The organism is Streptomyces sulphureus DSM 40104 (assembly GCF_000381025.1).
Lineage (GTDB): Bacteria > Actinomycetota > Actinomycetes > Streptomycetales > Streptomycetaceae > Streptomyces > Streptomyces sulphureus.
Genome location: NZ_KB905819.1, coordinates 110,562 through 124,295, shown reverse-complemented (window position 1 = coordinate 124,295; position 13,734 = coordinate 110,562). Strand labels below are relative to the sequence as shown.

Annotated in this window: 13 protein-coding genes; 9 read left to right on the top strand and 4 right to left on the bottom strand. The window is 69.6% G+C overall.

Translation table 11 applies throughout. The annotated features are described in order from the left end of the window. Positions 1-44: 44 nt before the first annotated feature. From F603_RS0119870 to F603_RS0119865, 3 genes are all read right to left on the bottom strand, one after another. Positions 45-1,004 carry a pirin family protein gene (locus F603_RS0119870; protein WP_019547729.1) on the bottom strand — a complete coding sequence of 320 codons (960 nt, stop codon included), beginning with the start codon at positions 1,002-1,004 and terminating at the stop codon, positions 45-47. A 115-nt stretch (positions 1,005-1,119) separates the two neighbouring features. Continuing rightward, positions 1,120-1,329 (bottom strand): DUF397 domain-containing protein, encoded by a 210-nt coding sequence (locus F603_RS34190; protein ID WP_078503703.1) that lies wholly within the window; start codon positions 1,327-1,329, stop codon positions 1,120-1,122. Next, entirely contained in the window at positions 1,326-2,144 is an 819-nt protein-coding gene (locus F603_RS0119865) for a helix-turn-helix domain-containing protein (protein WP_019547728.1), read from the bottom strand. Before F603_RS0119865 ends, F603_RS34190 begins: the two co-directional genes overlap by 4 nt. A 124-nt stretch (positions 2,145-2,268) precedes the next feature. Here F603_RS0119865 and F603_RS0119860 point away from each other — a divergent pair, with 124 nt between their 5' ends. The 6 genes from F603_RS0119860 (at position 2,269) to F603_RS0119835 (ending at position 8,157) form a co-directional block, all read left to right on the top strand. Then, positions 2,269-2,484 (top strand): hypothetical protein, encoded by a 216-nt coding sequence (locus F603_RS0119860; RefSeq protein WP_019547727.1) that lies wholly within the window; start codon positions 2,269-2,271, stop codon positions 2,482-2,484. Further along, positions 2,481-2,633, top strand: a complete 153-nt coding sequence (locus tag F603_RS35410) for a hypothetical protein (RefSeq protein WP_019547726.1) — start codon at positions 2,481-2,483, stop codon at positions 2,631-2,633. The genes F603_RS0119860 and F603_RS35410 overlap by 4 nt, the downstream gene beginning before the upstream one ends. Before the next feature lie 226 nt (positions 2,634-2,859). After that, complete coding sequence (locus F603_RS0119850) at positions 2,860-4,155, top strand: ABC transporter substrate-binding protein (RefSeq protein ID WP_019547725.1); 1,296 nt, start codon at positions 2,860-2,862, stop codon at positions 4,153-4,155. Positions 4,156-4,240: 85 nt separating this feature from the next. Beyond that, positions 4,241-5,197 (top strand): carbohydrate ABC transporter permease, encoded by a 957-nt coding sequence (locus tag F603_RS0119845; protein ID WP_019547724.1) that lies wholly within the window; start codon positions 4,241-4,243, stop codon positions 5,195-5,197. Between the two features lie 16 nt (positions 5,198-5,213). Next, positions 5,214-6,044: a carbohydrate ABC transporter permease gene (locus F603_RS0119840; RefSeq protein WP_019547723.1), complete on the top strand. Its 831-nt coding sequence runs from the start codon at positions 5,214-5,216 to the stop codon at positions 6,042-6,044. A 193-nt stretch (positions 6,045-6,237) separates the two neighbouring features. Continuing rightward, positions 6,238-8,157 (top strand): cellulase family glycosylhydrolase, encoded by a 1,920-nt coding sequence (locus tag F603_RS0119835; RefSeq protein WP_019547722.1) that lies wholly within the window; start codon positions 6,238-6,240, stop codon positions 8,155-8,157. A 415-nt stretch (positions 8,158-8,572) separates the two neighbouring features. Here F603_RS0119835 and F603_RS0119830 read toward each other — a convergent pair whose 3' ends face one another. Then, positions 8,573-9,109: an SseB family protein gene (locus tag F603_RS0119830; RefSeq protein ID WP_019547721.1), complete on the bottom strand. Its 537-nt coding sequence runs from the start codon at positions 9,107-9,109 to the stop codon at positions 8,573-8,575. 115 nt (positions 9,110-9,224) lie between these two features. On the opposite strand from F603_RS0119830, the gene F603_RS0119825 reads away from it, so the two are divergent. The 3 genes from F603_RS0119825 to F603_RS0119815 all read left to right on the top strand — a co-directional run bounded on the left by F603_RS0119825 (position 9,225) and on the right by F603_RS0119815 (position 13,686). Beyond that, on the top strand, positions 9,225-11,048 hold the full coding sequence (locus tag F603_RS0119825; protein ID WP_019547720.1) for an acyl-CoA dehydrogenase: 1,824 nt from the start codon (positions 9,225-9,227) through the stop codon (positions 11,046-11,048). A 171-nt stretch (positions 11,049-11,219) separates the two neighbouring features. Continuing rightward, positions 11,220-12,518: a M18 family aminopeptidase gene (locus F603_RS0119820; RefSeq protein ID WP_019547719.1), complete on the top strand. Its 1,299-nt coding sequence runs from the start codon at positions 11,220-11,222 to the stop codon at positions 12,516-12,518. A 337-nt stretch (positions 12,519-12,855) separates the two neighbouring features. Next, on the top strand, positions 12,856-13,686 hold the full coding sequence (locus tag F603_RS0119815) for a maleylpyruvate isomerase family mycothiol-dependent enzyme (protein WP_019547718.1): 831 nt from the start codon (positions 12,856-12,858) through the stop codon (positions 13,684-13,686). Positions 13,687-13,734: the final 48 nt, after the last annotated feature.

Below are 13,734 nucleotides of genomic sequence, written 5' to 3'. Positions count from 1 at the left end.
CGGCCGCGCCCCTGACCGGTTCTCCGGAGTGGAGTCGACCGCCCTCAGGCCCGAGTGGCCGGAATACGCCCCAGCCGCCCCGACTTGAAGTCCTCGAAGGCTTCCGCGAGTTCGACCTGGCTGTTCATGACGAACGGGCCGTAGTGGGCCATCGGTTCCCGGAGCGGGCGGCCGCCGAGGAGGAGGATCTCCAGCTCGGGGGTGTGCGCGTCCTGGGAGTCGGCGGCGCGGACGGTGAGCGACTCGCCGGAGCCGAAGACGGCGGCCTGGCCGAGGCGGACGGGGCGGTGCTCGGTGCCGACCGAGCCGCGTCCGGCGAGGACGTACGCGAGCGCGTTGTACTCGGGGCGCCAGGGGACGGTGATCTCGGCGCCGGGGGAGACGGTGGCGTGGAGCAGCGTGATCGGCGTGTGCGTGACCCCCGGGCCCTCGTGGCCGTCGAGTCGGCCGGCGATGACGCGGAGGAGCGCGCCACCGTCCGCGGTGGTGAGGAGTTTGACCTGGCCGCCGCCGATGTCCTGGTAGCGCGGGTCCTTCATCTTGTCGGCGGCGGGGAGGTTCACCCAGAGCTGGATGCCGTGGAACAGGCCGCCGGTGACGACGAGTTCCTCCGGCGGGGCCTCGATGTGGAGGAGCCCGGACCCGGCCGTCATCCACTGGGTGTCGCCGTCGTTGATCGTGCCGCCGCCGCCCTCGGAGTCCTGGTGGACGAAGGTGCCGTCGAGGAGGTACGTAACGGTCTCGAAGCCGCGGTGCGGGTGCCAGGGGGTGCCCCTCGCCTCGCCGGGCGCGTACTCCACCTCTCCCATCTGGTCCATCATGATGAACGGGTCGAGGTGCCGGTAGTCGATCCCGGCGAACGCCCTGCGCACCGGGAAGCCCTCGCCCTCGTACCCCTTCGGCGCCGTGGTGACGGCTCTCACCGGCCGTGCGGCGGCGGTCTGTTCGGCGGTGGCGACGACGCGGGGCAGGCTGAGCGGGTTCTCCACGGTGACGGCTGGCATGGGGGCCTCCTGAAGTCGACCACCAAGATAGTTGAATCCTCAACTTGTGTCGAGCGGGGCGGACATACGTGGAGCCCCCGACGGGGTCGGGGGCTCCACGGGGTCGCGGTGTCGGTCAGGCGCTCAACTCGCCGTGTTTGAGGGCGGATACGAAGCGGGACCAGCCGAACGCACCGAAAAGGAGAACGGGGCCACCGACCTCCTTGGAATCACGCACAGGGACAGGAGAACCTGCGGTAGCCACCTCGACGCACTGTCCTCCGTTACCGCTGCTGTACGACGACCTGATCCACTCTCCAGGGGGAAGAGGGGACTTCCTATTCATCGCGCGTGCTCCTCTTTCGCCCGTCGGATCAGCAACTTTGACTCTTCGGGCGAGCAGGCATCAGCTCGCAACCGTGCATAAGTCTCAGTCGCCGCACCAACTTTGGAAGCTGAATCGATCAAACGCCCTCCGTTGAGAGCTTCTTCGTACAGCATGCACGTCCCGTCCGCGAACGTCAGCAGTGTGAAGCTCTCCGCTGCGGGAGGTGCACCGGATGCGAACGGCAAGACCTGGACGGTCACGTGTGGCGACTCCGACTCACAGAGAAGGTACGTGAGTTGCGCTTCCATCACCTCGGAGCCACCGATCGGCCTCCGTAGGCAACACTCGTCCAGCACGACCCAGAGCAGGGGTGCGGTGTCCCGGTCAAGGACCTCGTGGCGGCGTCTGCGGGCCTGCACTCGCTCGTCGATCTCCTCGTCCGACGACCGCGGAAGAGCACCACGGAAGACAGCGGACGCATACTCCGGCGTCTGCAGCACTCCCATGATCAGGTTGGTGCTGTAGTCCAGGATGCTGGCGGCCTGGGCCTCCATCTTTAGGTAGGGCTCGAACCAGTCAGGGTGGCCACGCCCTTTTACTCGCTCGCGCAGCCTGACGAACCACCCTGCTGTGTTGAAGATGCGGTCACAACCGCGGGCGAGCTGCTCACTGCCTAGTTGGGCGCCACTCTCGACCTTACTGACGTACGGCGGCTGGTAGTTGAGGGCTTCGGCAAGCTCCCGTTGCGTCATTCCCGCGTACACCCGCGCCGCGCGCACTTCTTCCCCGAACCACCTGTAGCCGTCGAGCCCCTCTTTTGCAGCTTCGTCCACGCCCTGCCCCGACCTTCCAACCTGGTTTGGAAACCCTCAGCCCCTGTTGCGAGCAAGCGCACACGGTAACCATCGGAGTACAACATGTAACTCCCAACAGACGCCACCACGGGAGGAATTGCAGATGCACGGAATCGGCGACACAGAGGACCAAGCCGAGTGCGCACGCGAGGAGTTGGCGCGGGCGCTGGCGCACGCCGGGGTGCTGTTGCCCTCGCTGACGGTGGACGTCGCACCGTGGCCGTCGGGGATGCCGGCGCTCGTGGACCTCGGGCGGTGCAACGCGAGGACGGCGCGGGCGCTGGCGACGGCGCTGCTCAGCGCACCCGAAGCGCGGTGACCCCGCGTCGGCCCGAGGAGGAGGCGGAGGGCGACGCGGACGGGACCGAGGCGGACGACCCCGAGAGCCTCGCCGAGCTCGTCCGCCGAGCCGATCTCCTACGCGAGGAGATCAGCGAGCACCTCGCACACCTGCGGCAGCGCCGCTGATGCCCTGAGTCGCTGATTCGACAGCGCCGGTCACCCGATCTTCGGCGGCCCGTCCGGCAGTTTCTCGGCGCCGCCGCAGCACCCCTCCGCACCGACGCGTCAAGATCACCGGAAGATAACGGCTGCTCTTCGCTCCCCGTCACCTATAGACAACGTTGTCAGCAACTGGTTGTACTGGGCCCCGCAGTTGATCTCCCTCAACGAGGAGGTGTCGCACGTGCCTCGGGTGTCGTTGCCGTCCCCCGCCCTGAACCGCCGCCGGTTCCTAGCCACGGCGGCCGGCGGCCTGATAGCCCCGGCCCTCGCCGGATGCGGCTCGCTCACGAGCGGGTACGAGCCGGACGGCCTGGTCCTGCACTCCCAGTTGGGCGGCAGCACCCCCGGTGCCCCGGCCTTCGCCGCCGCAGTCGACACCTTCCGCAAGCGAAACCCCCGCACCCCGGTCAAGGTGCTCAGCAACGCCGACGACCTCCAGCAGGTCTACGAGACCTCCAAACTCGCGGGCAAAGAGGCCGACATCGTCCTCGTCAACCTCTACGACAAGTCCCTGGCCTGGACCGAGGTGGGCGCCACCGTCCCCGTGAACGGCCACATGAAGCGCTGGGGGCTGCATGAAAGGGTGCTCCAAGGGCCGCTGCGGGAGTGGACCGACGGGAAGGGACGGCTGCGCGGCTTCCCGTACCTGCGTACCAACTGGCCCGTCGCCTTCAACACCACGCTGTTGGAACGCGCGGGCGTCGACGGTGTACCGACCACCGTCGACCAGCTCCTGACGGCCGCCAAAAAGCTGCGCCGCAAGGGCATTTCCCCCGTCACCATCGGCGGCAACGACTGGAGCGGCCAGAAGCTGCTGCTCCAGGTCATGCAGACCTACATGCGCCCGGCCGAGGCCAAGGAGGTCATGCGCACCGGCGACTTCAGCGGCTCGCGCGGTGCCCGGCGCGGCCTCGAACTCTTCGTCGAGCTGCGCAAGGGAGGCGTCTTCGCCGACAGCGCACAGGGGCTGACCTCCGACCTGATGACGACGCAGGTCAGCACCCAGAAGGCCGCCATCGCCTCGATGCTCTCCTCCGCGATGGGCAAGGTGCCCCGCAGCGCGGCCGAGCACATCACCGTCGGCGGCTGGCCCGTCCCCGACGACGCCGTCTACGAGAGACCCACGATCATGCGGGCCAACGCCTCACTGGGCATGTGGATCAGCCCCAACGGCGAGGAGAAGATCGACCGCGTCGAGCGGTTCATCCGCTTCATGTACAGCGAGGAGATCGTCTCCCGGTTCGTGCACGGAGGCCGCGACATGGCGCTGCGCACCGACCAGTTCAGCACCGAGTACCCGCTCGTCGCCGCCGGCCAGAAGCTGACGAGCGACGACGTCAGCGAGTGCGTGACGCCCGACGTCTATGTCCCCGCCGCCGCCACCCAGCCCCTGATCCAGGCCACCGGCGTTGCCTTCTCCCCCGGCAGCGACGCGCGGAAGGTGCGCACCGCGCTGGAGAAGGCGTACCGCAGCGCAGGCGCCTGAACCCGAACTCCCGGGCCCCCGACCCTCGGGACCCGCACCTTCGCACCATCGAACCCCCGCACCACAGCCCACCGTTGGAGGACGCATGTCGACGGCGCCCGTGCTCGGCACCGCACCCCAGTCCCCGGCCCCGTCGCCCCCCGCAGCCCGCGGCGGCCGTGCTGCGGGGGCGCGGGGTGGCCGGCGTGCCCAGGGCAGCACGTGGCTCGCCGTGCCCGCGCTCGTCTGGTACGTGATCTTCATGGTGGGCCCGGTGCTCGCCATCTTCGTGATCGCCTCGCTGCACTGGCCGGGCATGCTGCAACCCCGCACCTTCGCGGGCCTGGACAACTACCGCACCGTGCTGGACGACCCCGTCTTCTGGCAGGCGTTCCGCAACACCCTCACCCAGCTCGCGATCGCGCTGCCGGTGATGATGGTCTGCGCGTACATGCTCGCCTACTACGTGGCGCAGCGCCCGCCGGGCCACCGCGTGCTGCGCTACCTCCTGTTCATCCCCGGGCTCATCTCCACACCGGCCAAGGCGATGTTCTTCTACGCGGCCCTGTCACCCGACGGGCTCGTCAACGGCGTACTGCGCGATCTGGGCCTCGGTTCCCTCGCGAAGGTCTGGCTCGCCGACTCCGGCACGGCCCTGTACGCGATCATCGCCCTGGACATCTGGGCCGGCATCGGCTTCACCGCCGTCCTCATCGCGGCCCGGCTCGGCAGCGTCAGCGACGAGATCGGTGAGGCGGCGCAGCTCGACGGCGCGGGGCACTGGCGCTCCATGTGGAGCATCCACTTCCCCATCATCCGCGACTACTTCGGCGTCGCGACGATGCTCCAGTTCCTGTGGACGCTCTTCGGCTCGGCCCAGCACGTGCTGCTGCTCACCCAGGGCGGTCCCGGCAACGCGTCCAGCACGCTTTCCTTCCTCGTCTACCAACGCGCCTTCCTCCAGGCGGACCTCGGCTACAGCCAGGCCGTCGGGGTCTTCCTCTTCGTCCTCGGCCTCGCCGGGATGCTCCTCATCCGCCGCGCGTTCCGCCAGAACCACTGACCGGAGGTCGTCCGTCATGAAGCGCATACGCCTCTCCTGGCTGCCCGCGCACGTGCTGGCCTGGGGCTACGCGGCGCTGCTCCTCATCCCCGTCTACTACTTCCTCGCCTCGGCGTTCAAGGACAACGGCGCCATCTTCTCCAGCCCCCTCGGGCTGCCCACCTCGCTCTCGCCGGACAACTTCACCCGCGCGTTCGACCTCGGTGGGCTCGGGAACGCCGTGACCAACTCCGCGCTGGTCACGGTCGGCGGGCTCGCCGTCACGCTGTTCCTCGCGCTCCCGGCGTCGTTCGCGCTGGCGCGCAGTACGGGGCGCGCGGCGCGGGTCATGGAACGCGCGTTCTCGCTGGGCTTCCTCGTCCCGACGTTCGCCGCGCTCTTCCCGACCTTCCTGCTCGCCGCCGCCACCGGGCTCTTCCACACCCGTACGTTCATGGTGCTGCTGCTGCCGGCCACCGCGATGCCGCTGTCGGTCGTCCTGCTCACGCAGTTCATGCGGACCGTGCCGCCGGAGTTGGAGGAGGCGGCGCGGATGGACGGTGCGGGCACGCTCGCCGTGCTGCGGCACATCTACGCACCGATCAGCATGCCGGGTATCGCTGCTGTGGTGCTGCTGAACTTTCTCAACTTCTGGAACGAGTATCTCTACTCACTCATCATCATCGGGCCCGACCCTGATCAGCGCACCACGCAGTTGGCGTTGCCGACCCTTGTGTCCACGTCGGGTACGGACTACGGCGTCCTCACCGCCGCCACGGTTCTGACGCTGCTGCCCGTGTATGTCGTCTACACGGTGCTGCAGCGGCGGATGCAGGCTGCGCTCGTCAGCGGGGCCGTGAAGATGTGACCGCGCCTCTTCACTCCAGGAGAGCTGTGTGCCCCCGCGGGTGCTCCCCCAAGCACTTCGAGCAGGGAGGTGCCCCAGCCTGCGGGTGCTTCGTGGCTGGTCGCGCTCACGCGGCCCTTCACGGAGCGCCTCCCCTACCCCTTGTATACCGCAAAACGCTCAACGTCCCACCGCACCACAGGAGTTCACCACCATGCGGCGATTCAGTGCCCAGCTCACGCACGACCCGGCGACCCTTCCCTGGCTCGGGGCCAATTTCTGGTCCCGAGCCGGGGGACCGCTCATGTGGCGCTCATACGACCCCGCCGTGGTCCGCGAGGAGCTGCGGGTGCTGCGGGAGCACGGGCTCAACTGCACCCGTTCCTTCTTCTATTGGCCCGACTTCATGCCCACGCCGTACACGGTCGACGAGGAACTGTGTGCGCACTACGCGGACTTCCTCGAAGCGCACACGGAGACCGGCATGACCACCATCCCGACCTTCATCGTCGGGCACATGTCGGGCCAGAACTGGGACCCGGCCTGGCGCGACGGGCGCGACCTGTACGGGGACGTGTGGATGGTCTCGCGGCAGGCTTGGTTCGCCAGGGAGATGGCGGGGCGTTACAAGGATCATCCGGCCGTCACCGCCTGGCTCATCAGCAACGAGATGCCCATCTACGGCCGCATCCGCGGTGAGGAGACGGCACCCCGTGAGCACGTCACCGCGTGGGCCGAGGCGCTCGTCAACGCCGTGCGGGCCGCTGGTGCCACGCAGCCTCTGTCACTGGGTGACGGCGCCTGGGGTCTGGAGGTCTCCGGCAAGGAGAACGGGTTCTCGCTGCGCGACACCGCCGAGATCATCGACTTCGCCGGGCCGCACGTCTACCGCATGGAGAACGACCGCATACGCCAGCACCACCGCGCCGCCTTCGAGTGCGAGCTGGCGTCCGTCGCCGGGAAGCCGGTGGTCCTGGAGGAGTTCGGGCTCTCCACCGACTTCGTCTCAGACGAGAACGCGGCCACGTACTACCGCCAGACCCTGCACAACTCCCTGCTGGCGGGCAGCACCGGCTGGATCGCCTGGAACAACACCGACTACGACCACCTGCTGGAGCAGTCGCCGTACGACCACCACGGCTTCGAGATGCACTTCGGCATCACGGACAACGAAGGTCGCCCCAAGCCGCCGCTGCGCGAACTTGCCGCGTTCGCACGTGAGTTGGAGCGCGTCGACTTCGCGCGCTGCCGCCGTGCCGATACGGACGCCGCGCTGGTCGTGCCGACGTTCATGGAGCGCGGCTATCCCTTCGGGTACGGCCTCGACCGGCCCGTCATCTTCGAGGCGCTGCGGCAGAGCTACACCACGGCGCGCCTCGCCGACCTGCCGCTCGCGCTCACCCGCGAGCGCGACGGGCTGCCCGAGGACGGCAAGCTGTACCTGCTGCCGTCCACCCGGCTGATCCTCGCACCCACCCGCGTGCACCTCGAAGAGCTGGCACGCGGCGGCGCCACCGTCTACCTCTCGTACCTCTCCGGCGACCAGGGCACCACCCGCGGCCCGTGGTTCCAGGATCTCAACGGGCTGTTCGGCGTGCGACTGCAACTGTCGTACGGGGTCGCCGAACCGATCACCGACGAGACTGTCGAGATCACCTTCACCGAGGACTTCGGCAGCCTGCGCGCCGGCGACATCCTGCGCTTCCCCACCGGCGGCTACCGGGGCGCCGACGACAGCCTCGCCTACCTCCCCGTCGAGGCGGACGGCGCCCGCGTCGTCGCCAGGGACGCGCACGGCCGTCCCGCCGTCCTGCGCCACCGGATCGGTGCGGGCGAGACCGTACTGTGCACGTACCCGCTGGAGACCCTCGCCGCCGGCACCCCCCACGCCAACCCGGACGACACCCCGCGCCTGTACGCCGCGCTCGCCGAACTCGCCGGCGTCGAACGGCCGGTGACGGTCCCCGACCCGCTGGTGCACGCCGACACCCTCGTGCACGAGGACGGCCGCCGCTTCGCCTGGCTCGTCAGCCAGTCCGACGAAACCCGCACCGTACGTCCCGTCGCGGGCGGGACACCGCTGGACGAGGTCACCCTGGCCCCGTTCGGGGTCCAGGTCCTCGACCTGCCCTGATGGACCCCGCACGACAACGGGCGGCGGACGGGCCGAACTCCGGCCCGTCCGCCGCCCGTGTTCCAGGCGTCGTGCACTTCCAGAAGCGCCGAACCAAGTCCGGGCCGTCGTTGAACAGGTTGGTCGAAGCAGCGGAGGTCTTGGCTCGCGCGGAGTCCGCATCGACGCCCAACCTCTCCCACAGGTCTGGGCGGGCTTGCCCGACTGGTCGCCGTGCACGACGGGAGCGGCTTTCCCGCTCTGTCCTGCGTCTGCGGACTTGATCCTGATCGGCTTTCCTCCACCGAAGGCTCTGCCCGACTCACCGCGAATGGCGTTCAGCTCCACCGCGGCGTCGCGACCCGCTCGATCACGTGCCCGCCGCCGGGACACCGGCTGAGCAGGCGACGTACGAAGGGAGTTCGGCCCCCGGGCGTCACCCGTACATGCGCCGCATCGCGAAGTCGACCATCTCCTCGACCGCTTTCGCGTCGAAGACGACGCGGTGTGCGGACTCCATGTCGAGGACGAAGCCGTACCCGGAGGGCAGCAGGTCGAGGACCTCGGCGCCGGTGATGACGAAGTACCGGGACTCCTTGCCGGCGTACCTGCGCAGCTCCTTGAGGGTGCTGAACATCGGGATGACCGGCTGCTGGCTGTTCTGGAGCGCGAGGAAGCCGGGGTTGTCGCCGCGGGGGCAGTAGACCTTCGAGGTGGAGAAGACCGCCTGGAAGTCCTCGGCGAGCAGCACGCCGTTGGCGAAGCTCTGGACCGCCTCCTGGAGGGAGGCCGGCGCCGGTTCCGGGTAGAGCGGGGCCTGTTGCTGTGCGTAGACGTCCTGTTGCTGCGCGTAGGGGTCGGGCTGGCCCATGTACTGCTGGCCCTGCTGCGGGCCCGGCTGGCCCGGGTACCCCTGCTGCCCGGGGGGCGCGTAGCCGTAGCCCGTCGAGCCCGTCTGGTCATAGCCGTACATGCGGAAAGAGTAACGAGTCACAGATGGACGGCGAGGGGTTGCTTCTTATTACCGGCGGGTAGCATCATCGAAGTCCATCTTGTACACACCGCACGAGCCTTACGGAGCCGTTGCCATGGGGCACTACAAATCGAATCTGCGCGACATCGAGTTCAACCTCTTCGAGGTCCTCGGCCGCGAATCGGTGTACGGCACCGGACCGTTCGCCGAGATGGACGTCGAGACCGCCAAGAGCATCCTGAGCGAGATCTCCCGCCTCGCCGAGAACGAGCTGGCCGCTTCCTACGAGGAGGGCGACCGCACCCCGCCCGTCTTCGACCCGGAGACCAACACGGCCCCCGTCCCCGAGTCGTTCAGGAAGAGCTACCAGGCGTACATGGACGCCGAGTGGTGGCGCCTCGGCATCCCGGAGGAGATCGGCGGCACCCCGACGCCGCGCTCCCTGCTCTGGGCGTTCGCGGAGACGATCCTCGGCTCCAACCCCGCGGTGTGGATGTACGCCTCGGGCCCGGCCTTCGCCGGCGTCCTGTACGAGGAGGGCACCGAGGAGCAGAAGAAGATCGCCAAGCTGATGGCGGAGCAGCAGTGGGGCTCCACCATGGTGCTCACCGAGCCGGACGCGGGCTCGGACGTCGGCGCGGGCCGCGCCAAGGCCGTCGAACAGGCCGACGGCACCTGGCACATCGAGGGCGTGAAGCGGTTCATCACCTCAGGTGAGCACGACATGTCCGAGAACATCGTGCACTTCGTCCTCGCCCGCCCGGAGGGTCACGGCCCGGGCACCAAGGGCCTGAGCCTCTTCGTCGTACCGAAGTACGACTTCGACTGGGACAGCGGCGAGCTCGGCGAGCGCAACGGCGTCTACGCCACCAACGTCGAGCACAAGATGGGTCTGAAGGTCTCCAACACCTGCGAGATGACCTTCGGGGCCAACGGTCCGGCCAAGGGCTGGCTCCTCGGCGAGAAGCACGACGGCATCCGCCAGATGTTCAAGATCATCGAGTTCGCGCGGATGATGGTCGGCACCAAGGCGATCGCCACCGCCTCCGCCGGCTACCTCAACGCGCTGGAGTACGCCAAGGAGCGCGTCCAGGGCGCCGACCTCGCCAACCCGGGCAAGACGGCGCCGCGTGTCACCATCACCCACCACCCGGACGTGCGCCGCTCGTTGCTCACGCAGAAGGCGTACGCCGAGGGCATGCGCTCCCTCGTGCTCTACACCGCCTCCGTGCAGGACGAGATCGCGGTGAAGGAGGCGGCAGGCGAGGACGCCTCGGCCGCGCACGCCATGAACGACCTGCTGCTGCCGCTCGTCAAGGGCTACGGCTCGGAGAAGGCGGGGGAGCAGCTCGTGCAGTCGCTCCAGACGCTCGGCGGCTCGGGCTTCCTCCAGGACTACCCGATCGAGCAGTACGTCAGGGACTCCAAGATCGACACCCTCTACGAGGGCACCACCGCGATCCAGGGGCAGGACTTCTTCTTCCGGAAGGTCGTCCGCAACCAGGGCGCGGCGCTCACCTCCCTCTCCGAGGAGATCAAGAAGTTCCTCGCCGACGGCAGGGGCGGCGAGGAACTCGCCGGCGCCCGCGAGAAGTTGGGCCAGGCCGCCGGCGAACTGGAGGCGATCGTCGGGACGATGCTCACCGACCTCGCCGCCACCGAGAAGGACGCCCAGTCGATCTACAAGGTCGGCCTCAACACCACGCGGTTCCTCCTCGCGGCGGGCGACGTCGTCGTCGGGTACCTGCTGGTGCGCGGTGCCGCGGTCGCGGCCGAGAAGGTCGGCAGCGCCTCCGGCAAGGACAAGGCGTTCTACCAGGGCAAGATCGAGGCCGCGAAGCTCTTCGCCGGGAGCGTGCTGCCGCACGTCGCCGCGGAGCGCGCCATCGCGGACGAGGTCGACCTCTCCGTCATGGAGCTCGACGAGGCCGCGTTCTGAACCACCCGGCCACCAGAGCCGGACCTGCACTCCGCACCGGCCGCTTCCCCCCTCCGGGCCGGAGCACCGACGGGTCCAGGGGCCCGCACCCTCGCGGAGGGTGCGGGCCTCCGTCGTACGGTGCGCCTGCCGCCCGTCCTACCGAAACCGCCCGGTCGTAGGCTTGCCCGCATGAGCACTCCCCGCCGATTCGACCGCGCTCACACCGACGACCTCGCGTCCTACCTCGCGGCCTCGCCCTCCCCCTACCACGCCGTGGCAGCCGCCGCGGAGCGGCTGCGCGCCGCAGGGTTCGTCGAGCTCGGTGAGGTCGACGCGTGGGACGCCTCGCCCGGGGGCAAGTACGTGCTGCGCGGCGGCGCGCTCCTCGCCTGGTACGTCGCCGAAGGGACGGCGCCCGCCGCGCCGTTCCGGATCGTGGGGGCACACACCGACTCGCCCAACCTGCGCGTCAAGCCGATCCCCGACACCGGCGCGGAGGGGTGGCGGCAGGTCGCCGTGGAGATCTACGGCGGTGCGCTCCTCAATAGCTGGCTCGACCGGGACCTCGGCCTCGCCGGCCGCCTCTCGCTCCGCGACGGCACCACGCGGCTCGTCTCCGTCGACCGGCCGCTGCTGCGCGTGCCGCAGCTCGCCATCCACCTCGACCGCCAGGTCAACGACGGGCTCAAGCTCGACAGGCAGCGCCACATGACGCCCGTGTGGGGCCTCGGCAAGCCCCGGGAGGGCGACCTGCTGCGGTTCCTCGCGGACGAGTCGGGCGTGGCCGCCGAGGAGATCGGCGGCTGGGACCTGATGGCGCACAGCGTCGAGGCGCCCGCCTATCTCGGCCGGGACCGCGAACTGCTCGCGGGGCCGCGGATGGACAACCTCCTCTCCGTGCACGCCGGGGTCGCCGCGCTGCTCGCGGCCGTCGAAAACGGGGGCAGCCCGCAGTCGGTGCCGGTGCTCGCCGCCTTCGACCATGAGGAGAACGGCAGCCAGGCCGACACGGGCGCCGAAGGCCCCCTGCTCGGCGGTGTGTTGGAGCGCTCGGTGCGCGCACGCGGCGGCACGGCGGAGGACGTCGCACGGGCGCTCGCGGGCTCCTGGTGCCTCTCCTCCGACACCGGGCACGCCGTCCACCCCAACTACGCCGAGCGGCACGAGCCGGGCCACCACCCGCTGCCGAACGGCGGCCCGATCCTCAAGGTCAACGTCAACCAGCGGTACGCGACGGACGGTCGGGGGCGCGCCCTCTTCGCCGAGGTCTGCGACCGGGCCGGGGTGCCGTGGCAGTCCTTCGTCTCCAACAACGCGCTGCCGTGCGGCACCACGATCGGCCCGATCACGGCGGCGAGGCACGGCATCGCCACCGTCGACATCGGGGTGGCGATCCTCTCGATGCACTCGGCGAGGGAGCTGTGCGGCGCCGAGGACCCGGCGCTGCTGGCGTCCTGCCTCGCCACCTTCTTCACGCCGGCCGGCTGACGCACACCCGCGGGGCGAACGCGCGTCTCCGCGGCGGCCGTTGCCTGCGGCGCCGCGGACCGTGCGGGCCGCCCCGACGGCCGTCCGAACGCCCTGCTCGACGTCCGACTCCCGCCGCACCGAGGTCACTTGAGTGCCCGTCGGAACACCCCGACGGGCACGCGCACGAGTGAGGGATAATGCGGCGGACAGCTACCGACCGCCGAAGAAGCAGGCGCCCGGGGACGACCCGGGACCGCGCCTGGCATCGTGGGTCGAAAGCACTGCCGGGGTGCCGGTGCGCACAGTAACTTGAGAGCACCCAGACCGCGAACGATCCGTACCGCCGAGGGGTCTCGTGACCGACCACCCAAGTCTTGAGCCTGCCACAGAAGCCTGGAAGCACTCCATCGAGTCCATATCCGAACTGGTCACCCCGCTCGCCGAGGGCGAGTGGAACCGGGCGACCGAATGCCCCGGCTGGTCGGTACGCGACGTCGTCTCGCACATCATCGGCATCGAGTGCGAACTACTGGGCGATCCGCGGCCGATCCACACCCTGCCGAGCGACCTCTACCACGTGCAGTCGGACCTGAGCCGGCACATGGAGATCCAGGTCGACACGCGCCGGCACCACACGGGCCCGGAGATGACCTCCGAGCTGGAGTACACGATCATCCGCCGCTCCCGCCAACTCCGCGACGAGAAGCGCACGCCGGACACGGAGGTGCGCAACGTCCTCCCCGGCAAGCCGGACGTCACCCTCGAACAGGCGCTGCTCACCCGCGTCCTCGACGTCTGGGTCCACGAGCAGGACATCCGCCGCGCGTTGGGGAAGCCGGGCAACCTGGACTCGCCGGGCGCGCACCTCGCCAAGGACGAACTCGTGCGCGGGCTCCCCGTCGTCGTCGCCAAGCGTGCGGCGGCCCCTGCCGGCAGCGCGGTCGTCTTCGACGTCAGCGGACCCGTCGAGTTCATGCAGACGGTGCGCGTCGACAAGGAGGGCCACGCCACCGTCGACGGCAGCCCTTCGCTGGGCCCGCTCGTCACCTTCTCGCTCGACTGGGAGACGTACGTGCGCCTCGCGTGCGGCAGGGTGCGCCCCTCCGCCGTCGCCGAGCAGGTCAAGACGGAGGGCGACGCGGAGCTCGCCCGGGCGATCCTGGACAACTTCTCCGTGACGCCGTGACGGCCCCGCCGCCGCACCGCCGACCGGTGGGCGGCGGGCCTCCGCGCC

Coding starts and splice junctions, on each gene's coding strand:
- F603_RS34190 (WP_078503703.1), bottom strand. CDS start 1,329: ATGAATAGGAAGTCCCCTCTTCCCCCTGGAGAGTGGATCAGGTCGTCG.
- F603_RS0119860 (WP_019547727.1), top strand. CDS start 2,269: ATGCACGGAATCGGCGACACAGAGGACCAAGCCGAGTGCGCACGCGAG.
- F603_RS0119845 (WP_019547724.1), top strand. CDS start 4,241: ATGTCGACGGCGCCCGTGCTCGGCACCGCACCCCAGTCCCCGGCCCCG.
- F603_RS0119830 (WP_019547721.1), bottom strand. CDS start 9,109: ATGTACGGCTATGACCAGACGGGCTCGACGGGCTACGGCTACGCGCCC.
- F603_RS0119840 (WP_019547723.1), top strand. CDS start 5,214: ATGAAGCGCATACGCCTCTCCTGGCTGCCCGCGCACGTGCTGGCCTGG.
- F603_RS0119870 (WP_019547729.1), bottom strand. CDS start 1,004: ATGCCAGCCGTCACCGTGGAGAACCCGCTCAGCCTGCCCCGCGTCGTC.
- F603_RS0119825 (WP_019547720.1), top strand. CDS start 9,225: ATGGGGCACTACAAATCGAATCTGCGCGACATCGAGTTCAACCTCTTC.
- F603_RS0119820 (WP_019547719.1), top strand. CDS start 11,220: ATGAGCACTCCCCGCCGATTCGACCGCGCTCACACCGACGACCTCGCG.
- F603_RS0119835 (WP_019547722.1), top strand. CDS start 6,238: ATGCGGCGATTCAGTGCCCAGCTCACGCACGACCCGGCGACCCTTCCC.